15 protein-coding genes and 1 pseudogene are annotated in these 23963 nt (G+C 56.4%); 9 read left to right on the forward strand and 7 right to left on the reverse strand.

Going from position 1 to position 23963, the window contains the following annotated elements; genetic code table 11:
* Positions 1 to 74: 74 nt before the first annotated feature.
* Positions 75 to 1511, reverse strand: a complete 1437-nt coding sequence (locus ACPOL_RS15185; protein ID WP_114207797.1) for a Gfo/Idh/MocA family protein — start codon at positions 1509 to 1511, stop codon at positions 75 to 77.
* A 73-nt stretch (positions 1512 to 1584) separates the two neighbouring features.
* Entirely contained in the window at positions 1585 to 2382 is a 798-nt protein-coding gene (locus ACPOL_RS15190) for a 6-phosphogluconolactonase (protein WP_201759243.1), read from the reverse strand.
* Positions 2383 to 2639: 257 nt separating this feature from the next.
* On the opposite strand from ACPOL_RS15190, the gene ACPOL_RS15195 reads away from it, so the two are divergent.
* Both ACPOL_RS15195 and ACPOL_RS15200 read left to right on the forward strand, forming a co-directional pair.
* Positions 2640 to 3746, forward strand: a complete 1107-nt coding sequence (locus ACPOL_RS15195; RefSeq protein WP_114207798.1) for a LacI family DNA-binding transcriptional regulator — start codon at positions 2640 to 2642, stop codon at positions 3744 to 3746.
* 148 nt (positions 3747 to 3894) lie between these two features.
* Complete coding sequence (locus ACPOL_RS15200; protein WP_114207799.1) at positions 3895 to 4260, forward strand: hypothetical protein; 366 nt, start codon at positions 3895 to 3897, stop codon at positions 4258 to 4260.
* A 76-nt stretch (positions 4261 to 4336) separates the two neighbouring features.
* Here the strand turns inward: ACPOL_RS15200 and ACPOL_RS15205 are convergent, their stop codons facing one another.
* From ACPOL_RS15205 to ACPOL_RS15215, 3 genes are all read right to left on the reverse strand, one after another.
* On the reverse strand, positions 4337 to 5998 hold the full coding sequence (locus ACPOL_RS15205) for a hypothetical protein (RefSeq protein WP_150133013.1): 1662 nt from the start codon (positions 5996 to 5998) through the stop codon (positions 4337 to 4339).
* A 48-nt stretch (positions 5999 to 6046) separates the two neighbouring features.
* Positions 6047 to 7624: a hypothetical protein gene (locus ACPOL_RS15210; protein WP_114207801.1), complete on the reverse strand. Its 1578-nt coding sequence runs from the start codon at positions 7622 to 7624 to the stop codon at positions 6047 to 6049.
* 64 nt (positions 7625 to 7688) lie between these two features.
* Positions 7689 to 11015: a TonB-dependent receptor gene (locus ACPOL_RS15215; RefSeq protein WP_114207802.1), complete on the reverse strand. Its 3327-nt coding sequence runs from the start codon at positions 11013 to 11015 to the stop codon at positions 7689 to 7691.
* Between the two features lie 442 nt (positions 11016 to 11457).
* Here ACPOL_RS15215 and ACPOL_RS34815 point away from each other — a divergent pair.
* Positions 11458 to 11721: pseudogene (locus ACPOL_RS34815) on the forward strand (alpha-galactosidase); the annotation flags it as partial.
* A 66-nt stretch (positions 11722 to 11787) separates the two neighbouring features.
* Here ACPOL_RS34815 and agaR read toward each other — a convergent pair.
* Positions 11788 to 12591 carry a transcriptional repressor AgaR gene (gene agaR / locus ACPOL_RS15230; protein WP_114207804.1) on the reverse strand — a complete coding sequence of 268 codons (804 nt, stop codon included), beginning with the start codon at positions 12589 to 12591 and terminating at the stop codon, positions 11788 to 11790.
* Between the two features lie 204 nt (positions 12592 to 12795).
* Between agaR and ACPOL_RS34820 the strand changes: the two genes are divergently transcribed.
* The 5 genes from ACPOL_RS34820 (at position 12796) to ACPOL_RS15255 (ending at position 17743) form a co-directional block, all read left to right on the forward strand.
* Entirely contained in the window at positions 12796 to 13077 is a 282-nt protein-coding gene (locus ACPOL_RS34820) for a hypothetical protein (protein ID WP_236657497.1), read from the forward strand.
* Between the two features lie 61 nt (positions 13078 to 13138).
* Positions 13139 to 13768, forward strand: a complete 630-nt coding sequence (locus ACPOL_RS34825) for a carbohydrate kinase family protein (RefSeq protein WP_236657498.1) — start codon at positions 13139 to 13141, stop codon at positions 13766 to 13768.
* 25 nt (positions 13769 to 13793) lie between these two features.
* Positions 13794 to 14171 (forward strand): phosphoheptose isomerase family protein, encoded by a 378-nt coding sequence (locus ACPOL_RS15240; RefSeq protein ID WP_236656812.1) that lies wholly within the window; start codon positions 13794 to 13796, stop codon positions 14169 to 14171.
* Positions 14172 to 15397: 1226 nt separating this feature from the next.
* Positions 15398 to 16507, forward strand: coding sequence for an alpha/beta hydrolase (locus tag ACPOL_RS15250; protein ID WP_236656813.1), 1110 nt, complete (start codon positions 15398 to 15400; stop codon positions 16505 to 16507).
* A 120-nt stretch (positions 16508 to 16627) separates the two neighbouring features.
* Positions 16628 to 17743 (forward strand): endo-1,4-beta-xylanase, encoded by a 1116-nt coding sequence (locus tag ACPOL_RS15255; RefSeq protein ID WP_114210849.1) that lies wholly within the window; start codon positions 16628 to 16630, stop codon positions 17741 to 17743.
* Positions 17744 to 17945: 202 nt separating this feature from the next.
* Here the strand turns inward: ACPOL_RS15255 and ACPOL_RS15260 are convergent, their stop codons facing one another.
* Positions 17946 to 19574 carry a malectin domain-containing carbohydrate-binding protein gene (locus tag ACPOL_RS15260; protein WP_114207808.1) on the reverse strand — a complete coding sequence of 543 codons (1629 nt, stop codon included), beginning with the start codon at positions 19572 to 19574 and terminating at the stop codon, positions 17946 to 17948.
* A gap of 384 nt (positions 19575 to 19958) precedes the next feature.
* Here ACPOL_RS15260 and ACPOL_RS15265 point away from each other — a divergent pair, with 384 nt between their 5' ends.
* Positions 19959 to 23795 carry a TonB-dependent receptor gene (locus ACPOL_RS15265; protein ID WP_150133015.1) on the forward strand — a complete coding sequence of 1279 codons (3837 nt, stop codon included), beginning with the start codon at positions 19959 to 19961 and terminating at the stop codon, positions 23793 to 23795.
* Positions 23796 to 23963 lie beyond the last annotated feature (168 nt).

The raw sequence follows: 23963 nt of genomic DNA on the forward strand, positions 1-23963 counted from the left end.
TTGATCCGCTGAGCATTCAAGGTGGGCGGACCCAGTGTTATGTGTCTTGTGTCTTCAGGCGCCGTTCTTCGCGCTCATCCCGGCTGCGGAACAGGATGATCGACGATCTCTTCTGCCGTTGGGTCCCAGTAAAGCTTCTTTCCCGTCAAATACGATTGGGCCGCCATGATGATCACGATTGAGTGAGAGAATCCGTGATCGACTGTGGCGCTCGGCTGGCTGCGGTTGCGCATGGCGGCGAACCAATCGACTACATGACTTACATCGTCATCGTCGGGGCCGAGCGAGTTTGGCGCCGCTGCCCCCGGCACCTGGATCAACTCTTCGGCATCGTTGCCGGTTCCAACGATAGGCACTCCTTTGTAGACAGGGCCGCCACCGTAAGGATCATACTCATCTCTGCCGCCCTCTTTGCTCACCGTGAACAGCGAAGCCCCTTCTCCCCCATAGTTGGCGATCGTGCCGTCCCTGCCCTGGATGCGAGAGAAGCTCCGGTAGCTGTTGCTCATGATGGACTTATAGGTGTAAAGAAATCCCTTCGGATAGGTCACCGCCGCCACGCAGGCGTCAGGATTCTCGCGCCCATCGGTCCAGGTGAAGACCCCGCCATTCGCCACCACGCTGACCGGATAAGCTTCGTCGGTCCACAGGTGCACCAGGTCGCAGCCATGACTCATCCATTGATCGAAGAGTCCGGAAGAGAAGTCCTTGTACAGTCTGAACTCCAGATAGACATGCGGGTCAAACGGACGGTCCGGCTTGCCTAACAGCCAGCGCTTCCAGTCGGTGTCTTCTTCCTTGAGTTGCGAGGGGCGATTGAGCCATTCCTTCCACTCCATGTTGCGGTCCTCTAGCATCTCGCGCGAGACGCCGACGTCCCAGGGGACGAAGCGCCAGCGCTCCTCGTTGACATTCCATTCCTGTTCGACGTGCACCACCTTGCCGATGCGTCCTGAGCGAATAATGTCACGCACAGCGATCTGGTATGGCTGGCTGCGGTGCTGCGATCCCATCTGCACGACTTGCTTCGAGTCCTTGGTCACATCGCGCGCTTCCTTGGCCTCTGACAACACGTTGGCAAAAGGCTTTTCAACGTAACAATCCTTGCCCGCCTTCACCACTTCAGTACATAGCTTTGCGTGTTGAAAATCGCCGGTTGCGATCATCACGCCGTCGATGTCCTGGCGCGCCAGCATCTCTTCGGAGTACTTGTAGATCTGAGGTTCGAGATTGAATGCCGCCCGTACCTGGGCGGCCCGCCGATCGCGCGCCTTGTTCCAGATGTCGCAGACTGCAACCGTCTCGACGGGCGTCTGTTTTGAGGCCAGTTGGACCATATGTACATGGCCATGACTGCGGCCGCCGCAGCCCAGTTGTCCCAGACGTATCCGGTCATTGGAGCCGAGAATCCTTGCGTAGGAGCGGGCGCTCACGCTGGCTGCCAGCAAAGTACCGCCCGCCTGTTTGAGAAATGTCCGTCGATCGGTACCTGAATTCGTCTCTTGCGTCATAACGCCCCCATCGGTCCTGTGCACTTTCTTGTACAGTCCTTGCAGTGCCGGCCGCTTCGCTTCCTGGCGAGGTTTAGTTACCGCGCCAAAAGCTGTGAAGCTCTGCGGCTGAATCCTGATCGAGATAGACGGTCGCATCGGGATGCGTCCGTAGAATCGTGGACGGGCACTTCGTCGAGATATCCAAGGTCAAGGTTTGTTTCATGATCTGCGCCTTTCTTTTTCCCGGCACCGAAACAATCAATTTAGGCACTCGAAAGAGCGCGGGCATCGTGACTGTGATCGCACTCTCGGCCGTGTCTTGAAAAGTAGAGAACCAGCCCTCAGCGACCTGCTGGTTGCGCGAAACCGGATCGAGATGGACGACCTTGACGTCCACAACATCAGCAAAGTCCGCGATTCCTGGATCGTTGAACGCCAGGTGGCCATTCTCCCCGATTCCCAGGAAACACAGAGCGGGTGAGGCCGCAGCTAGATCTTCTGCATAAGTACGGCAGACAGCCTCCGTATCCGCGGAGCTCCCGTTGATTTCGTGAAACTGATGCAGGGAAACTTTCTCGGTCAGCCTTTGACGAAGATACTTCCGGAAGGAAGCTGGATGGTCTGCCGGGATACCGACATACTCATCAAGATGAAAGCCGCGGATATGCTTCCAGGGAACATCCTGGATGCGAGTGAGCGAATCGAGCGTCTCCAGTTGCGATGCTCCAGTGGCAAAAATGACGCCGATAGACCTGTTGTGCGCCAGATCGCGTAACGCTCGGGCAGCAGCTTGAGCGGCAGCTTCGCCCGCCGCCGCCCGAGTGGGATAAACCTCAACCTTCAATGTTCCGACTTCAAAACGCTCGATATCCGTGATCGGACTACCCATGACCCCTCGTCTTTTTTGAATGACCGGCGTCGTCTGGCTCTCGGACGATCTGGTGTGATCTGTAGGTGGTGAAGCGACAGCGAGCCTGCGGTACTGAACGATGTAGACAATCGTTAAATGAAGGCAACAAGCGTGTCAAGAAAATTTGCCCATTAAATGAGAATTATTTCTCAAAATAGCGTGCAAGAAACGCTTGGCTAATTGAGTGGATCAGAAAAATTTCTCGCTATGTATACTGTGTGCGAACAGAGCGCACAATGAAGCATTGCCGCCTGTCCCAACGTGCCATGAAAAAAGACGCACCCAAAAAGAAAACAGGACTTCGCGAAATAGCTGCTTTGGCCAAGGTCAGCGTCACCACCGCGTCGCGTGTACTGAATGGAAATAACCGGGTCGATCCAGCCATTCAGCAGAAAGTGCTGCAGGCCGCGGCCAAGCTCGATGTGGACCTCTCCAAGAGAAATAAAACCAAGGCCCTCGCCTTCCTGCTAAGCAATCGCGCCATGCTGCACGCCTTCCACTCGCGAGTGTTGAAGGGGGCTGAAGCATGTTGCGCCGCCCATGGGTGGGACATGGTTTTTCTGTCATTCAGCTACTCCCCCCACATGCCCTGGCAGGAACTGTATCTGCCGAAGGTCGTGCAGCGCAGAGACATGGTGCGCGCCGTAATCCTGGCAGGCACAAACTCTTCGAATCTGCTGGAACTGTTGGAGCACCGCGGAATCCCCTCCGTTGTACTGGGAAATAATCTCATCGGAGAACCGAAGAAAGCCCGTTACGATGTGATCTTCTCCGACGAGACCCAGGGAAGCCACAATATGACCAGGTATCTCATCCAGTTAGGCCATCGCCGTATCGGCTTTGTGGGAAACCTGCAGCTACCGTGGTTTTCGCGCGGCTTTATCGGATATCAGAAGGCCATGGAACGGGCTGGCCTGCGCCCGGCCCACAGCAGCATCGATTCGGAGGATGATACCGAGATTGGCTATCTCGGCACGAAATTCTTGTTGGCCTCAAACGAGCCTCCCACGGCGATCTTCGCGGGAAATGATCAGACCGCATACGGAGTCTATAAAGCGGTCCGGGATAGCGGCCTCAAAATCCCCGACGACATAAGCGTTGCCGGATGCGACGACACCATCGGAGCCTGGCTCTACCCCGGCCTGACGACCATTCGCGAGTTCCCTGAACACATGGGAAAACAGATGGTGGAAATGGCGATAAAACGGATTTCCGATCCCAGCCTTCCGCCCCAGAGCGTGACCGTTCCTACCGAATTCATCCAGCGGGAATCCTGCCGTGCAATCTCGGATCCGGACGCCACGGCTCTCGAAGAAGCTCTGCAAAGGGTGACAATCGGATGATCGAGTAATCCTCTGAGAGGTCGCTCTGACCCTACGCTATGGTCGCCGTCCCAAAAAACGGACCCAACATTGAGAAAATTTTCTCAAATTGTCTCAAATGGGTCATTTCTTCCGGTAGTATGGCTCAGAACTTGGGGAACGAAACCAAATGATGAAGACCTGGCTTCTGTCGGTGCTTCTCCTGTCATCCTCGGCCTTTGCTCAGAATTTTTCCGGTTTATGGGTCGTCAGCGGCGATGTAGATGATGATTCCGTCACCCCTGCCTGCATGCTCGAGCAGAAAGGGCACATCCTCTCGGGAACCTGCAAATTAGATGGAAATCGTACCGCTGCGGCGCAGGGATCGGTCAAGGGAAAGCAAGCGACATGGAGCTATACCACAACCTACCAGAACACCCCGTTCAAGCTCACCTTGTCCGGGATCATCGGCGAAGACAAGCTGATGCAGGGGACAATCTCGATCGATCCTTCCGGAGCTTCGGGCGAATTCACCGCCGAACGGCAAAATCACTAGTCGTCTCTCCATCTCCCCATCTCCAGCCCTTCAGGACGAACAGCGACCCGTCGGACCCGCTATAGGTCGATTCGCTTTAAACCCCTTTCTTCCAGTCAGCATCGCTCGCTTTCTTCAAACGGAGTGTCAACGAGCCATCCGCATTTGTTTTCTCATGGCAAGCCCAGCGAATTGGCCGGCGCACGCCCTTCACCAGCAACTCGGCACGCAGCACAATCTGCTGGCCATCCAGCCCTCTAGGCAGCAGGATCGAGGCCTCGCGCAAACGCCCCGCGTAAGGCTGACCGGCATCGAGGTTCCCGCCAACCTTGATGCCGTCGAGAGTCTCCGCATAGATTCCCAGCACTCCAGGTACGCCGGCAACTCCATCATTCACGATGGCCAGAATAAGCTCCATCGTGTCGTAGCGCTTTCTCTGCCAGATTAGTGACGGACGAACGCGGTAGCCCATTCGCTGCTCCATGGCGCGGAGTGAATCTGGGTATTTCTCATAGTACCGGCGAATATTGTCAGCCTCGGTCCAAAGCCCAAAGTAGTTCGAACCAATGTCGAGCGCATGATAGCCCGCACTCTCGCGATAAGGCAGCGCGATGGGCCCGCCAATCTGCTGCGGATAATCGCCCGCGGGCTGCTGTTCGCTGTCATGGCCAACAAAAGCAAGCTTCGACTCGGGCAACTTCGCGAGGCAGGCTTTCTCCTCGTCCGCGAACCCAGGCAGCACGTGGTGCCGGTTCGCGCCATCTTCGAGAACTGTCGCTATCCACGGTGGCCGGTTGCTAAGTTCCTCAATCTGCACCGGCTCATCCATGATCAGGCTGTCAGAGCGCAGCCAGCAGCCCGCGCGGACGGCTATGTCCCGTATCTGCTGATTGCCGACTGCGCTGATGTCCGGTTCGGTATTGACGGCCAGAGGAGTCGTCTTCCATGTCTCCATCTGCAGCTCGGTCATCTGAACAAAGGTCTTTTCCGCAGTGAGGTAATCGGGAAACGGGTTGGGAAGATCGTTGGTGTGGCCTTCGCCCCAGAACCCATACATCATCAAGTCCATATACTCCAGTTGCGGATGGCCCTCAAAGCGCGCAGCCAGAAGCTCATTCAAATCGGCAAAGGCCTTTTGAAACTCCGGCGAGTCATAGCGTGGCTCATAGAAGTCGTAGCTGGTGCGATGCTCCTTCGACTTATGACCGATGTTGACGATCGGCACTTTGCCATGCAGGAAGTCGGGAAGGGACAGCTTCTGCGGTTCGATGTTCGGACTTGACAGCTGTATGCGGAAGCTCACGCCGAGGTTATGGCGTTTGGCCGCGTCGAAGGTCGCCTCCCACACCGGCGACAGTTCAAGTTTGCCAGGTCCCGTATGAATGTCGCGCCAGTCGCACCGGATATAGAGAACATCGACGAACGGCAACGCGGCCATCTTTTCAACGCTCTGTTCGAGCGTCTCCACTCCGCATTGGACCCGCAGCGCGGGACCATTCTCTTCCCAGGTGTAGCCCACCAATCCCGTGCCAAAGTTCCGAATATGTTCGCGCGAGGCATGGGTGATGAAGATCGTATACCACCCGTCGTCCTGGCTGACGCCGAAAGGTCCCTGGTCCAGCCTGTTCGTCACAGTCGGGCGCCCGAAGTCATAGCCCTCCCATAGATGATCGGGAACGTCGGCCCTCAGTCTCGGAGCGATGACGCTGCCGACCGTACCCAATAACGCTCCCGATTTGAGGAAGTCTCGTCGCCGCATACAAAACCTCGCGAAAAACTACTGTTGGAATAGAGGGAAAGCGCCCGCTCAAACTTCTTGGCGCAGATTCGGCCGCAAGGTCAGGGAACCATCCTCATTGAGCGTCTGGTGGCAGGCCCAGCGCACCGGATAGCTCATCCCCTTGACTTCAATCTCCGCCTTGAGCTTTGCCCCCTGCCACTTGGTGCCCGCGGGCAATACAAACTGCGCCTGCCGGATCTTGCCCGGCAAAGGATAGCCCGCATCGAGACATCCGCTGGCCAGCTTTTTGCCGTCGTCGCCTTCGACCGTCACGCGTAACACACCGGGAACACCGGCGATGCCGTCGTTCGCGAAGCCGACAATCAATCCAACATTGCCAGCGTCTGCATAGCTCCAGATGAAAGACGGTCTCACCTTGTAACCGATGCGACTATTAATGCGATCAAACCACACGGGATAGGCCTCGTAGTAGCTCTCGAGGTTCTTCGCACTGATCTGGTGAAAGTTCCAGAGCGACCAGTAGTTCGCTCCAATATCCATCACGTGCGCGATCATGTTCTCCGCGGGAGAGATTCCTTCGTGCGCGGTGGTTGGCGTGGGCGGCTTACCCGGCAGCGCCTGTTCCAGCAATGCGCCGATCCATGGCGGCCGATTGCTGAGGGCCTCGATCTGCTCGTTCTCGATAAAAATAGTATCGCTGCGGATCCAGTTGTTGCTGCGTACCGTCCGGTCAAGCACTTCAGAGTTTCCGACGCGGCTGTAGTCGGGCTGAGTATTAGTCAGCAGCGGTGTCTTTGTGAAGCTGTCCAGCTGTACTTCCAGCATTTGGACCCACGTGCGTTCGGCCGTCTGATAGTCGGGGAAAGGATTGTTGGCGAAGGGCCATGTATGCCCTTCGCCCCAGAATCCATACATAAACGTATCGATGAACTCGACCTGCAGGTTTCCATTGAACTCCGCTGCCAGCAGGCCGACCAATTCTTTGAAACACTGCTGAAAGTAAGGATCATCAAAGCGCGGCTGATAGCGGGAGTGCGGATTGTCTAAGAATCGCTGTCCCGCCTTGCGGTCCTCTTTTGCGCTCATGACCAGGTCCACCTTCGGGACCTTATTAAGTACGAAGTCAGGCAGCGCGGCTTCGTGAAAATAGTCTGGCGCACTCATTTGCACGCGCAAGCCAACTCGCTTCCTGTTTTTCTTGGCGAGATCAAACGCCAGCTTGAGATACTCAGGCATCTCCAGCCGGCCAGGGCGTGGCTGCACCTCGCGCCACGTCGGCCGAAGATAGATCAGCTCTCCCAGCGGAAACTTCACCAGCCTCTCGATCTCCTGGTTCACGTCTGGGGACTTGATCTCGTCCGTCCCCATATCGGCGGTGACATAGGTGACCAGCCCTCTGCCATAATTTGAGACCACCGCGTCGGTCGGGGTGGTTGTCATCACCACTTCGTCTCCCGGGATAGCAGCGTCGGGCGGATACTGAGGAAAAGGACCCTGATTCAAACGATCTCGAACCTCGGGACCAGAGCCGAAGTCGTACTTCCCCCAGTCGTGGGCCCGCACCATTCCAGGGGCCTGCCCGGTACTTAGACTAAGGGCTCCGGCTGCGGCAATCCCGCTCTTGAGAAAATCTCTGCGCTGCATTGAAATCAGCTCCTCATGGTTGGAATACGGTGCAGCACGGACGCCGCTCTTTCATTGCCGAACGTCAAAATTGCAGCTTGCCTGCAAATTGGATCTGACGTTGTGGAAGCACAGTCGATGTGATGACGCCGGTCTGGCCTGGTCCATCGGTGATAAATGGATCGGGCTGCGAGAAGACGGCATGGTTGAAAGCATTGAAGAACTCTGCGCGAAACTCGAAGCTCACGCGTTCCGTGATGGGGAAAAATTTGCGCGCCGAGAGGTCCAGTGAGCTCTCCCCAGGCCCTTCCAGAATGTTCTTGCCCGCATTACCGAAGCAATTGCAAGTCGGCACCGGGAAATCATTCGGGTTGAACCACAGCGATGGACCGCGATGCGCCAGGTGGCCATCGCCGATGCGGTCCGTGCGCAGCAAGCCCTGAGAGCCGGTATTCGTCGGGTCGTAGCTCATCTCCGGCGAGAAGGCAAAGCCGGAACGGAAGGTGATGATGCCACCCACGTGCCATCCGCCAAAAGCCTCGTCGAGCATCTTGCCGTTATTCAGGAACCGCTGCCCTTTGCCGACGGGCAATGCATAGTCCACGCTCGTGACCCAGCGATGCCGGTTGTCAAAATCGGAGACGCCTTTCTCCGCCGGCAGGTTATAGCTGTTCTGCGGCCAGGGTGCATTGCAGCAGATCTCCGGCTGATCGTTGATCGATTTGCTGAAGGTGTAAGCACTAATGAAATACAGACCGTTATTCGACCGCTTCTCCACCTTGAGCTGAAACGAATGGTAGGTCGAATTGCCCCGGTTCTCGATCGACGCAAACGGGCCGAAGTTCGGATAGGGACGCAGGGATTGATCGAAAATCGTCTGAGGTGTCGGAATCTGGTTGCGGTCGACCAGAACCTGGAGGTGCGTTCCTTTCGTCCCGACATAGGCCGGAGAGATAAGGATGTCGCCCGGAAGCTGGTACTCGACGTTCATGTTCCATTCGTCGTAAACCGCGGTGCGCGGGTTAAAGTCCTGACTGGTAACGCCGGCGTTGACCGCTTCGTCGGCATTGAGAGCGGGAAAGCCGGTCGCCAGGGTCAACGCCGGCGTCAAACCATCACTGATAAACGTAGGCTCATAAAAGAAAGGCAGGTTGTAGTTGATCTGAAGCGGGTCCCCGGTTCGGATTTCCTGGAAGACAAAAAATCTTCCGAAACCGACCCGCACGACAAGTGGACGATCGGGAAGCGGTTTGTAGGTAAAGCCGAAACGTGGAGCAAAATTGTCCTTCGCTGTATTGGCCAGCTTCGAAGGATACCCGGGCGTTCCCGCAGGGATAATGATCCCCTTTGTATAGTCGAAGTTGCTCTGCCGGTTATGCGCTTCATAAGAAGGCGTCGCATAGTCATAGCGCAGCCCGAGGTCCATCGTCAGACTTGGAGCAGCTTTGAAGATGTCTTCAAAGAATGCCCCATAGGAATGCTGGCGATTGCCATAATAAGATACCGTCGAGATCTTCGAGGAGACCGGCAGACCCAGCAGCGTGTCCGCCACCGCATTGCCGCTGCCTTGCTGGTTTACCGGATCAGCCGCCGTAAACTGCCCGCTATACTCCATGTTGCCGCGTGGCTGACCGATCTGTAACAGATTGAATTGGTCCCAATGGATCTGCGGTCCCACTCGGATCTGGTGATTTCCATGCACCCAGTTCAGGGTGTCGTCGATCTGAATGTCCTGGCTAGTGCTCTTGGTCGGGGTGTACAAAGGCTCGCCAAGACCGTTATATCCGTCGATCGAAAACCACGTCAGGCCATTGACTTGAGGATCGTCAGGAACGCCCGGAATCTGGAGATTGACCGGGGGATAATGCTGTCCATAAGACGGCGAGTTCGAAACATAATGAAGGCGGTTGTATCCGACACGCAGCGCATTCACCAGGTCTGAGGTCAGCAGATGCGTATAGCCCAATACCGCGCCGTTTATGTCTGTCGGCCGGTTCCCGGTGTTGTAGCCGCCTCCATCCGCAATGCCTTCAAACACTGGTGCCTGAAAGCGCTGCTGGGTGCCATACGAATATCGCTCGAAGAGCTGGATCTTCGATGTCAGGCTTTCATCGACCCGCGCATCCATTTGGTCACCGTTGTTGTAGCCCGGCGCATTCACGCGATAGTTGTTGGCAAAGCCCGGGAGGTTGGGCGTCGGGTACAGCGCCGCATAATTCGACCCGATCGAGTTAATGCCCTCATTGATGACGTTCGCCTGTCCCGGGATCGGAAGCCCGGTTGCAGGGTCGAATCCAAACCCGTCTCGGACCGTCTGTCCGTTTACGGTGCGAGTAGTGGCCGGGTTATAAATCTCATTCGTATATACCGGACGACCCAATGGGTCTACGCCGGTCTGGGGGCCGAGAATATCACTGAAGTCGCCCTTGGCCTCCGCGGCCGTCGGCACTGTCGCAAAGTCGGTGTCCGCCGATCCGATCCGTGTCCCTTCATAATCAAGGAAGTAGAAAGCTTTGTTCTTCAGAATTGGACCGCCGATGGTCCCCCCAAACTGGTTCTGTCGGTAGGGAGCCTTCTGGTCGTCAGGAGATTCGAAATAACCACGGGCGTCCAGAACGTCGTTACGCAGGAACTCCCACGCGCTCCCATGGATCTGGTTCGTTCCAGACTTGGTCGTGGCGTTGATTACCGCGCCGCCGCTGCGGCCGAATTCTGCGGAGTAGTTCGATGTCTGGATCTTGAATTCGGCGATCGCATCGACACTGCTTACAAAGGACAGGTCGCCGTTGTCATTGGAGTTATTGTCCACGCCATCCAGCACGAAGTTATTCTGGTCCCCGCGAGTTCCATTCACCGAGAAGTCGCCGCCCGCATTCCCGTTGGTCGGCGTCGAGCCACCATTCACCGGGCCTTCGGTGATCTTCGCCACGCCCGCTGTTAGGGTCGCCAGGTCGGTGTAACGCCGCCCGTTGAGGGGTAGCTGTTCCACCTGCTGGCCGGTAATCACATCTCCCAGGGAAACGGTTTCGGTTTCGAGTAGCGGAGGAGCTCCGGTGACAATAGCTGTTTCCCCCTGCGATCCCACGCGCAGAGTGAAGTCGAGGCGAACGTTCTGTTGCACGTTCAGAACAATGTTATTGCGTACCTGCGTCTGGAAGCCGGCCGATTCAATCGAAAGAGAGTAGCGGCCAATTTCGAGCGGAGTGACAACATAACTTCCGCCTGCATCGGTTTTGGTAACCGTCGCGATCCCGGTATCGGAATTAGTCGCCGTTACCGTGGCCTGAGGGAGGACCGCGCCTGTCGAGTCCTTCACCGTGCCCGCGAACGAACCTGTGTCTACCTGCGCCCACCCACTGACCGCAGTTTCCAGGCAACAAAATGCGACAAGAAATAATGCGGCTTTCTTCAAAGGTTGGCCTCCGCATGATAGCGAAATGTATCTTTAGTTTCATTTTTGTATATCGTCTTGTTTCGCTTGTCCAGAAAAAACGCGCTTTGTCCCAAAGTCTTAGCCGTTTCGATGGAGAACAAAAGTTTCGAAACAAGCCGATAGAAAGCGGTTCCCTGAGAGTACAGGGACCAATCATCGAAAGCCGTACGAGTTTTCTGAAGAGAAAACTGGGCTCTACGCGCCGTGCGTGGTTGCCTGCCCAACTCTCCCAGCCGCGCAGCGATGTCTACACTCATGTTAGGAAAGCGGTCGAGGCTCTCCGGGACATTCGTACTACCTCGGCCTCAACGAAGGCGCGCCGCTCAGCAATGCGGCGTGGCAGGCGGAGTATCTCAAGCCCTTCGGCTCTGACATCTTCCACATCGACGAAGGCTATCAATTCGCGCGTGGGGAGTACGGCATCCCCGATGCCTGGGTCTTTCCGAACGGACTCGGCTCCATGGAGCACGAAATCCGGGGCCTTGGGTTGACTCCGGGCATCTGGACCACCTCCTTCGAAGTCTCCGAACGTTCGTCGGTCTACTTGCAACCTCCTGACTGGCTGTTGAAGAACGCGGAGGGCGAGCCGATTCACGCTGGATATGTCGTCGATCAAAAAGACAAACTCTATGTGCTCGATACCACCAATCCCGAGGCACAGCAGTATCTGAGCTCGATCTACCGCCAGCTAGTGTCTTTACTCCCCTGCTTAACAACCGATATGTACCGAAGTAGCGGTTGCGGTTCAGACTTACACGAGGACGACTTCGATGTTTTGGCTGCGGAGCGACTCGGCCGTCTCCGCGGGAAGGTCGCGATCGGTGATCACGCAGTGAATCGCGGAGGGCGGCACGATGCGCGACAGACTGCGGCGCTCGAACTTGGTGGAATCGCAAACCGCCACAACCCGGCGGGATGCCTTAACCATCGCGCGGTTCACACGCGCCTCGAGCAGGTTGGGCGTCGTCAGCCCTACTTCCGTATCGAACCCGTCCACGCCCAGGAAAAGGATATCCGCATGCATCTCCTGCAACACATCCTCAGCAAGCGGTCCAACCAGCGAAAATGAGTTCTTGCGAAAGCTTCCACCTATGAGGATCACTTCCAGGTCGCTACTGGCCAGATCGGTTGCGATATTCACTGCATTCGTAATGACCGTGAGCTGGGAGAATTTCTTCAACTCTTGGGCAATTGCAGAAGTGGTCGTCCCGGAATCGAGAATGACGCACTGCTCCTCTTCGACCATCTTCGCCGCGGCTACCGCGATCCGCTGTTTTTCCTGGGAATGCTGCTGTTGCTTCTCCTGCAGCGAAGGGTCGAACAGCGCACTGGCTTGCATGCGGAGCGCTCCGCCATGGGTCCGGTGGAGTAACCCCTTTGACCGCAGATATTCAAGGTCTTTGCGTATCGTGATCTGCGAGATGCCAAGTTCGCGCGAGAGCTCACCGACCAGAACACGACCTTCATTCTCAATCAAGGAGAGTATATGCTGCCGGCGTTCATCGATCAGAAGCTGAGTGGGTTCCGTAGAGTGATTTTCTGCAGGGCGCGCCATAGGTTTCGGATAATTTCCTTCGGAGCCTACACCAAACCGGACCGCCAGTCACGCACATATTGGTGTCCGGCCAAATCTACGGGAAAGCTGCCCCGAGTCGTATACCTGACCGGCAGCAATCATCCAAAAGGATTCAACTATGTACATTTAGAAATAAATGCTAATAATACGGAAGCCAAAAACTGCTCCAACTTTGAGAGCCTCATGCCTCAGTTTGATATAACCATCGCCGGCGAAGTCAATCTGGATCTCATCCTTTACGGTCTGGAAGAAGACCTGCCGGTCGAACGCGAGCTCCTGGCCTCGAACTTCGAGATGACCCTCGGCAGCTCGTCCGCGATTCTCGCTCACAACCTTTCCACGTCGGCTTCATCACCTGCTACGGGCCCGATTCTATGGGACGGCTCGCCATGGAGCGGCTCACCGACAGTGGGGTCGACGTCTCCCGCTCCCTTTGCGGCGCAGAGAACGCAAAAACTGGCGTGACGGTCCTGTTGCCCCATGGCCGCTCCCGCAGGTTCTCACCTACCCCGGCGTCATGTTCGACATGACAGTCAGAGATTTGGACATCGACTACCTCGCTTCTGCCCGGCATTTCCATTTATCTTCTTTATTTTTGTTGCGTGACCTCCAGCCAGGCCTGCCGGCGCTCTTTCAGAAATTGAAGCGCCGCGGCCTCACCTCGCATGACACCAATGACGATCCTGAGGACCAGTGGAACGGTGTGCTGCAAGAGCTTCTGCCGTATGTGGATCTCCTGCTCCCCAATGGCGACGAAGCGCGCCGCATCGCCAGGCGCGATTCCCTCGACGAGGCGCTCGATGTGCGGGGAGAGGCGGTCCCGGTGATCGCCGTCAAGCGCGGCCCTGAGGGATCAATCGTGCAACAGGGTAAGCACCGGCTCGATCGTATTGGACGATGCGACAAACGATCGTGGCCTGGCGATGACCAGCTCCTTTACCAATATGCTACTGACCGGCCAGATTCTGGCCCACGCCTGGAGCGCCGCCGAATACGAATCTATCCTCCAGACTCTGGTGGCCGCAGGCGAATCATTTCTGCCCAGGGCCGCCGAACTAGCCTTCAAGCTGTCGCAGCACGGCTACAGCAAAGCATGCTTCGTCGGTTCGGGCGTGCTCGCTGGGGCCGCTTTGGAATGCTCGCTGAAGCTGCTTGAACTCACCGCCGGCAAGGTCCAGACCATGACACAATCCACCCTTGCTCTGCGTCACGGACCAATGGCAGCCCTGGATCGCGACACGCTACTCGTGAGTCTGGGTTCGAGCGATCCACGCCGCAGGCAGTATGAACTGGACCTGCTCTGCGAGATCGGCAGCAAGGATTTAGTCTGCACCCGCGTCGCTGTAGCGACCGATGCGAACCTCTTACTCGCCGACGCTGAATACGTGCTCGCTCCAGAGACCGGGGCCGCCATCCCCGACCTGTACCGGCCGGTCCTCGACGTAGTCTTCGGCCAACTGCTCGGGCTCTTTGCCTCCATCCAGTTGGGATCGAAGCCAGACGTTCCCAGCCCCAACGGAGCCATCAGCCGAGTCGTGCAAAACGTCGAGATCCATTAGAGTAGTTCCCGAGGCCAATGGCTGGGCCACCATCGGCATCCTCCTTGATTCGGGAGGCAGCTCCCCTCCGCCGGAATACTCCTCGCAGAAACAACTTTCAAAAGGCAGCCTGCTGCCCGTAGAGGTCTTCCGAAAGGTGTAAACGGAAAAATCCGTCCGCTCTTGGTGCGCCGTCGCAACGATTTATACCCTAACGAGAACACGTTTGCGCTCTTCGCGGTTCTTAGAGGAGGCTAGTCGGGTGTCGTTATCGCTGAGCTGAATTACTCATCTGTTGGAAAGGCTTGCACGCCAGATAGGGTGAGAGTATAGCCGGGGGCGTGATCCGGAAGGCCCATATCGACTGGCCGCCACAGATCCAGACATCGCCGGCCAATGACATTATGAAGCACAACTGCTTCACGGGCGGAGATCTTGATACTGTAGGGGCCGCCGACGGCAGGCGGGTGGATTTGCAACTGCCAGCGGTGGTCGGCCCGCGACCGCTGAAGCGGTGGTTGCGCCGATCTCGACTGTGACCTTGTCTCCCGGTTCCGACCAAACCCATAGAGTGTTGGCCCTGCCGCGTTGCATGACCATGTCGTCGCCAAAGAGCGGGCTGACGAACAGTAACGGCTTAGGCGCGGTTTGCACAGGCGTTTGAGCAACGGCGCCCGAGACTTAAGAGCCATCCGCAAAAATGGCCATCAAAGCCGCGGCGTTACGATCATTGGCGTATTTCCTTGTTGAAGAATCCGGCAGTCCGAAGAAGGACTGTACCAATCGTGTCCAAACAAAAGCCGCAGGGATAAAGCGATTTATTTGGCTTGCGAACGGCGTGATCAAGTGTGTATATTCCGTATGCCAGAGAACGGTAACTAAAACGTGGCTTAGTCTGCAAGTCCGGTGGCCGAGTGCGTTGACGGAAAGATTGCATGATACGGCTGACGAGAATGGCGTCTTCGTTGAAGGAGACGGGCTTACCCGCTGACAGGACTCTTGCTCGCAACGATTCGATGCTCTCTGGGGCGCAGCCGCCGCCTTCCCAGCCGTTGCATGTCATCATCGATGGCGCAAGACCCACGCGCTTATTACGAAGTATCTTTACAGGCGGTTTCTTGAGCAAGCTGGAGCGTTAGTCCATGAAAGCGTCTGGGCGGATACGCCGGACTCACTTGTCATGTCCCGCGGCATCAAGATTTCTTCGTTTTCTGTGCAGTCAGCTAAGTATTCAAGAAAGGACCTTTGTGAAAACCTTGCGACTGAAGTGCATGATGACCGCACTGACAATAGCTCTCACAGTAGCACCCCGGCTTGCGGCTCAGGTGCAGACGATTGTGCCGCCGGTTATTCCGGGAGCAAAACCGGTGATGGTCGAGCACATCAAGGTCCACGGTACGGCACTGGAAGGCAATCTTGAGGGTGATGCCGTCGATCGCGACGTCATCGTCTTTCTGCCGCCCGGCTACCAGAAGGACAAGCACCGCAGGTATCCGGTCGTGTATGCGCTGCATGGCTTCTTCATCGGGGCAGCGCAGTGGACGGGTGAAATCCACGTGCCGCAGACGATCGAAGGAGCATTCGCGCAGGGCGCGAAGGAAATGATCGTTGTGCTTCCGGACTCGAAGACAATCTACAACGGCTCAATGTATTCGAGTTCGCCGACTACGGGAGATTTCGAGAAGTTCATCTTCCATGATGTAGTGGGTTATATCGACGCGCACTACAGGACGATCCCTAATCGCGAGAGCCGGGGACTGGTAGGCCACTCGATGGGTGGCTACGGCGCCTCGCGTATCGGCATGAAGCATCCGGATGTTTTCGGAGCTCTATACATCATGAGTCCCTGCTGCCTGTCGCCGATGGGAGGTGGCGGACCCGGCCCTGCGGACAAGATGAAAGAGATGGCGATCGCCAACGAAAAGATTATTGCAGGACTAAAATCGCCGTCGGACGCGCCCGCCGCATTGCCGGGCTTCGGTATTGCCCAGCTGGCTACAGCGGCGGCCTGGGCCCCCGATCCAAAGAATCCGCCGCTGTATCTCGACCTACCGACGAAGAACGGCGTTCCGGTGCCGGAGGTCCAGGCGAAGTTTGCCGCCAACTCGCCACTTGCTTTCGTGGACCAATATATTGGGAATTTGAAGCAGTATCACGCTATTTCGATGGATGTCGGCGACCAGGATGGTTTGCGCATCGATGCCGGCAAGCTACACGACGTTTTTGATAAGTATGGCATCGTGAACAGCTTCGAGATTTATTCCGGAACCCATACCAGCGCCGTTGCGGATCGCTTCCAGAATCACGTAATGCCGTTTTTCAGCAAGAACTTGTGTTTCGAGGCAAGCTGTAAGTAGCCCGACGAGAGACGTGTCATTACACACGACTGGAAGATTAAACGCTTCAGCAGGGCACGAAGATCCGGCACTTTGTTACAGCAGCAGGATCCAAGCTTGCCCGGAGGACAGAGCCAGCTCATGAAACTTCTTGCGTTCCTAGTGTTAGCGGCAGGAGTTGCACACGGCCAGGCGGGGTCGCCTCTACCCTCGCTCAAGCAGGCCTACCATGGGTTGTTCCGGATCGGTGCGTCCGTGAACGCAGCGCAGTTCGAGGGCCTCGATAAGATCGCGGACCCTATCATTGCTGCGCAATTCAATACGATCAGCCCCGAGAATGCGCTCAAGTGGCAATCCGTACACCCGAGCATCGGCACGTATAACTTCGATCAGGCCGACCAATACGTCGCGTACGGCGAAAAGTACAAGATGTTTATCATGGGGCACTGTCTTGTGTGGCACAGCCAGACCCCCCGGTGGGTTTTTGAGGATTCAGAAGGTAAGCCGCTCACCCGCGAGGCGCTGCTTCAGCGCATGCACGACCATATCCGGACGGTAGTCGGCCGCTACAAAGGACGCATCAACGGATGGGACGTGGTCAACGAAGCGTTGAACGAAGACGGAACCATGCGCCAGTCGCCGTGGTATCGGATCATCGGCGACGACTTTATCGTGAAGGCCTTCCAGTTCGCCCATGAAGCGGACCCGGGCGCACAACTCTACTACAACGACTACTCTCTTGAAAACGAGGCCAAGCGGAAGGGCGCGGCCGAGTTGATGCGCAAACTCAAAGCGGCTGGAGTTCCGATCACTGGGATTGGCCTGCAAGGCCACGTGAAGATCGACGGCCCGGATGCGATACAGGAGGCGGCAACCATCGAAGCGTTTGCCTCGTTGGGACTACAAGTGAATGTCAGCGAATTGGATGTCGACGTTCTTCCGCGGACGACCAAGTCGGATTCGGCGGATATTTCGATGACGGCAGCCGTGACATCGCAATCCAATCCGTATACTCAGGGGCTGCCTGAGGAGATGCAACAGGCGCTGGCCAAACGCTATGCGGAGTTGTTCCGGGTTTTCGTAGAGCACCACGGCTCGATGGGCCGGGTCACCTTGTGGGGGGTAACGGATCGCGAATCGTGGCTCAACAACTTTCCCAGCCGGGGACGAACGAATTATCCCCTACTTTTCGATCGCGAAGGCAAGCCAAAGCCCGCATTTTTCGCGGTCTTGCACGAAGCGACTAACGCGCGATGAACGGTACGTTCCAGCCCGTTCTCGCACGGCGGCCAAAGCGGCCTATCGCCGTTTGCCCGGTCAACATGATCCGTGGAATTGAGTAAGCGTTTTCCCGGTCATCTCGATTGCAAGAATTCCGACCGCGAAACGCGTTTCCGTTGCCATATGCTTTACGGGTTGCTTGAGGTCCGCATTTAGGGCCCTCCGATAGGGACGCCGACTAATTGGACTCGTCAATGACCTCAATGGCGGAGACGGTGGCATAGTTCCTGATTGGCTCAAACGTTAAATTCAGTTTCCCCTGCGCTGTCGGCTTCAAGTCGTGAAATGTTTTTGTAAGCATATGCAGGCTGCCGACTTCCTTATATATGTCGAAAGCATCAAGAAGCGTGTTTCCATTACACATGACCCGGAATACGCGGCTTCCTGCTCCCCCTTCGCCTTCCCCGAAATAGAGTTCCACAAAATGAAGAACGACCGCATACCGGTCTCGCGGATCTACCGGAAATGCATAGGAAAAATGTCCATACCGCTCCGTGGTATACAAGTCTGCGTCCAGAGGTGCATTTGCGGGAAGGTCATGGGACACGTGCCGGCCGCTCATAAAGTAATTGTCCGGATGCCATAACTGCCCTTTGGCATCGGTGAACGACGTGGGTTGCGCGATCACGCGAATGGGAAGTTGTTTATGCGGCGTCCCGCTCAGAAGCTGAATGGCGCTGAGCGAAGGCGTTCCAACTACAGTACTGAGATGAAGGTGCAACACTCCGTCGGAAGTCGGAGAAATGTCGCGAAGCACCCGCTCGTCGGCAATATTACGGCCCATTGCATCGGAGACTATGTCGAGAGCCTCGAGCGCGAGACGGCCGTTGATTGAGACGTTAAAAATGGATTTGTTTGCGGCATCTTCGGACTGATCCGTGTCTGATGGTTGAACGAAATAGAGGTGAAGTTCATAGATTCCAGGCTTCAGCGGAATATTGTAGGAAAAATCCCCAGCTCTACCGTACCGATAGATGAAAGGATCGCTAGTTCGTGGGAGAAAGACGGCCGGTCGACGCAAGGACCAACCCCCCTGGAAAAACTGGTCCGTCTGCCATACGTCTCCGACGCTATCTCTCTGTGGCGGCCCGGTGTATCCCGCAATCAGGCGAAAAGGAATTGCGACCGAGGACGGTACCGGTGTCCTCGAAGAAGAGGCATCGAACGCAGTTGCGGGGCGGCTCAGGGCTGAACTCTTGACAGCTTCTGCGCGCTTGAAGCGTACAGGTGTGTAGATCGCAAGAACGGCAACGAGTACCGCAGCCGCGCACACGGCATATAACCACAGCCGACGAGCGTAGTGCGCCGCGACGCCAGCCCCTTGAGGCGGTTCGGACGGTTCGCGACCGGTCCTTCGAGCACCGAGAGGCGGTTTATTGCTTGGAAGATCCGGTCGCGGTGTCTTGTGCGTCTGCTGCGGGCCGGGCTGGGATGATGGTTCGACCGGCGAACCAATCTCCGTGCTTCGATCCATGAACACCGGGACATACGTTCCCGGGGGAATCAGAATCTGGATGAAATGGTCTTTGCCTTCGGCGTCGTAGTAGGCCTTCAATCGCTTGCGAAGCCTGTGCGTCTCGACGCGGGCGATCGCGTCCTCACTTGCTACAAACTCGCTCTTCTTTCGGCCAAACACCTCGGTCGCTATGTTGTATTCGGTGAGTTGCTCGCCTTCACCCTCTAGAAACCTCTCCGCGAGGTAGCGCAAAAGGTTGGCGAGACGGGGGGTGCGTTCCAAGTGCGATAGAACTGACTCAAGCTCTTTGCGCTCCACGTTGATGGACGTCTGAACGGAGGTTTCTTGCACAAGGGTCCCCTAATCAAGCCACTTTATGGCTCGATTCTACAGAGGGGCGGCGAGGATGTACAAGCGCGCTCGTCGCGCTGAGACACCGAGCTAATTATCGTGGAATCAATAACGTACGTCTATGTTTCACGCGGCCGTACATCTCGGTACACCTTTAACCTTCCCTATTATTCGACTTTGTCATTAGTGTCCTCCCGTCATTGCGAGAGGGTAGTGGACAGTCGCCAAAATTTTGAAGCATTTGCTCGAAATGGAAACCCATCACAGCGACTCGCGGCACAAAGCAGAAGCGAGTCCGAGGGCAGTGTCCGGAGGAAACGTTTACCTCTTTGTGGATTAGTAGCAGATAGTTCGATTAAGAAGCGGACTTTTAAGGAGAAGCCATTGAGGAAACGAAAGATGAACTTCAACTATACGGTTTTCGGGCAGACGCGGGTTGTACCAAGCCTCATCGTGGCCCTGGTCTTCAGCTTGGTCTTCGTCGCGCCGCAGTCCGCGCGGCCGCAGGGCACCACGGCCACCCTAGGTGGCATTGTGGTCGATCCTGCCGGGGCCTCGATCGCAGAGGCGGAGATCAAGCTGACCAATACAGCTACCGGAGACACTCGCCAGACAACGAGCAATAGTTCCGGAGCGTTTTCTTTTTCCGGAGTGCCCAGCGGCGACTACCAAGTCCGGATCGAAGCGAAAGGGTTTGAGAGCTATGAGCAGACCGACGTTCACCTCGATCCAGGGGATCAGCGAACCATCCGGGACATCCACTTAAAGCTCGGCACGGCGAGCGAGAGCGTCACCGTGACAGCCGCGACAAACCAACTCAATTCCGATTCAGGAGAGCTAAGCAGCACGATTTCCGCCGCCGATATTCAGCATCTGGCCGTCGAGGGCAGGGACGTAACGGAACTGCTGAAGATTCTCCCTGGCATGGCGATTCGCAATGGTACGGCAGCCTATAACGTCAATCCTGAAAACAGATCTTACGATCCGTCCATCGTCAACTTCACCGGCGCGCTGGGCGCGTATGCCGGGAACGGCACACCCGTGAACGGGACATCGCTTTTGACTGATGGCGTCGACATTACCGATCCCGGCTCCTATGGAATTGCGATTCAGAATGTTAACTATGACCAGGTAGCCGAGGTCAAGGTCCAGACGGGAAGTTTCACCGCCGACACCGCGCGTGGTCCGGTGGTCATCAATGCGATAGGGAAATCTGGCGGCGACAAGTTTCATGGGGCGCTTTATACTTACGCGCGCACCTCACAGCTCAACTCGATTGACTGGATCGCCGGTGCAACAGGACAGGGAAAACCCCCGGATAGGCAGATCTATCCCGGTGGCAGCCTCGGCGGTCCGATCCGGATTCCTCATACGAATTTCAACCGGAACAACAAGCTCACCTTTTTTGTGGGCGCGGAGGAATACGCCCAGCGGGATATTTACGCCTACGGCAGCGCGTCGAGCGCCACAGTGAGCGCGCTGGTTCCGACTGCGGGAATGCGCAACGGCGACTTCAGCCAAACCCAGATCGAGCAATACCTTGGACCTTTCTACCAAGTTCCTGTGGCGCCCGGCGCGGCGTGCAATGTCAGTATTTATAACAACCTCTGCAACATTCCTCAGACCGCACCCAACGGCCAACCGGTCGTAAATGGCAATATCGGTCCGTATATGGATGCGGAAGCCAAGCTCATCTTGAATAACATGCCTCTTCCGAACCACACGGTGACGGGTACATCGAGTGGAGACTACAACTGGGTCACGACAAACCTGGTGAATAACAATCTGTACCAAGTCCGCGGGCGGGTGGATTATGCCGTCTCGGACAAAAATAAACTCTTCGCTTCGTATAGCGTCGAGCGTGGCAAGGCCTATCAGCCCGCGACCCAGTATGGTCCGAACGCTCAAACCACGATGGGAGGGCTCAATAGCCCTGGCGACGGCCTCGAGAGCCCGCTTTCATCCCACGTCGCAAGCGCAAACCTTACCACCGTCTTCGGGCCCACTCTCACCAATGAGTTATATGTAGCCGGAGCGTATTTTTCACAAGTCTTCAACGCGAGGGAGCCTGCGGCCTACTCAAAGCTTCCGGCCATTCAGGCTTCAGGAAATCCTTATCAAGGCTTGTACAACAACGGATCCGAAGCCCTGCCCTCGCTCACGGATTATGGTACGGACGGGCTGCCCTTTCTCAACCTTTTCGATCCCACCTTTGGCGGGATCTTTACCAAGAAGCAGATCCGGATGGCGGGAGACAATCTTTCGAAATTGATAGGAAGGCATACATTGCGGGCCGGAGTCTTCTATCAATATTCCAGCAACCCCCAGGCGTCGCAGCAGGGGACCAACGGCTCCATCACCATGTACTATCTTCCTGCTAACTGGGTGGATCCGATTTTAGGAACGGTCTACAACACCGATAGTAACTTCCCCGCCGGAAGCACTCAGGTTGGCACTCCCGGCAACTATGTGGCGGATTTCGCAGAGGGCCACGTTTCCGGCTACAGCCAGAGCAATATCCAAGTCGAATCCAACATGTATTTCTGGAATTTCTCCGGCTATATCCAGGACCACTGGCGAGTCACTCCACATCTTTCGGTCGATCTGGGCATTCGCCTAGAACACTTTACGCCCTGGAGCGATGCTCACGGGGTCGGCTTCTCGATCTTTGATCCTCAGGCGTATGCGGCCGGAACACCCTCGACCTCGCCGGGCATTCTTTACCATAAGATCGATCCCACCGTACCGCTCACGGGCGTGTCTGGCCGGGCCGTGTGGCCAGAACCGCGCGTGGGCTATTCGTGGGATCCGTTCGGGCGCGGCACGACCATGCTCCGGAGCGGTTTCGGGATTTACCGTCAGCACGATTCCTTCAATGATGTGAATAACGCCCTCTCAACCGGGCTCGGCCAGCGCAGTTTTAATTCCCCCACCTTTACCTCACTCGCAACCGTCCATGCTTACCAAAGTTTGGCATCCGCTCCCGGCGCGTTTACGCCGGACCAGAACATCAATGGGTCGCTCCTCAAAGGCGACACCCAACAGCCCGAGGTTATGACCTATAACGCCGCCGTCGACCAACAATTCAACCACGGCCTCACCTTTGAGATCGCTTACGCGGGAAATCGAAGCGAACATCTCTTAAATAGCGCGTTTGAGAACGTTAACGCGCTGCCCGCTGGAGCTCTCTTCAGTGCCCAGCCCAATAGCCGTTCTGACACGGCCGCGACCGCGGGCATGGTGTACCCCTTTTTTACGCCTTCCACCAACAGCCCCGCAAATACCAGCTTGCAGAACATCGACCAAGCGCACATCGATTCCTTCAAAAAATATCCGCTGTATAACTCGGTGAGTGCCCAGCAACACAACGCCTACGCCAACTACAACGGACTTCAGACGGTACTGAATATGCAGGGTGCCCATGGTCGTCTCGGAGTCAACTACACATGGTCCAAGGCTCTGGGTGTCGTGTTCGGTGGAGACCCGACCAATTACGCCAACGACTACAACCTCTTGAACCTCAGCCGGAAGCACATTTTCAATGTCACGTACGGTGTCTGGACAGGGGAGTTAGTCAAGGATCGTCGGCTCGGTATCCTCGCTAACGGCTGGGAACTCTCAGGCTATGCCGGCTTCCAGAGTGGCGCAAACATGCCTTCGCTTTATGGGAACAACTTCGGTCTTGGGGGAACGCTGACCGTTCCGACCGGTACCACTGCGACCCTGCCAGGGCGCAGTCCTTCTACCTGCGCTGCCAACCCGTGCGGAGTAGGTGTGAGTCCCACTCTGTGGATTGGAACGCCCGACGTCAACCTGCAGCCTGCCCTGCTGGGCGCGCCACAGGGTCATGGGCCACATCAATACGCCGACCCGAATTCCTTCGGCCTTCCCGCCTTGGGAAGCAATGGTAGCTTCCACTTCGGTTACATGCCAGCGCCGCCCTACTTCGACGCGGATACCTCCGCATCCAAACGGTTTCGGTTGACCGAAGGTAGCGGGATCGTATTCCGGTTTGCGTCTTTCAACGTCCTGAATCGGCCCAATACGAGCTTCTCCGGTTTGGCGAGCCAGGAATACACTCTTCTTTTCAACCAAACGCAGACTGGTGCAGACCTCGGCAACATCATTAGCGGTGCTAAGACCTCCAGTACAAACTTTGGAACGGCGACCTACAAAACAGGTCGTCGCATCATGGAGATGTCGTTACGTTACGAATTTTAATGACGCTTGTACTCCCACGGGACGGGATTAGCAGGCCCGTCCCATCCTTTTGGGTGTAGTACGCATCTGCAACGACCACAGATCGTCTTTCTAAACGAACTATTCCAAAATGGACTGTCCCCGATATGTCGCAATCGCCTTAGAGTTAGTTCTGCCGATCAACCCGCA

The organism is Acidisarcina polymorpha (genome assembly GCF_003330725.1).
Taxonomy (GTDB): domain Bacteria; phylum Acidobacteriota; class Terriglobia; order Terriglobales; family Acidobacteriaceae; genus Acidisarcina; species Acidisarcina polymorpha.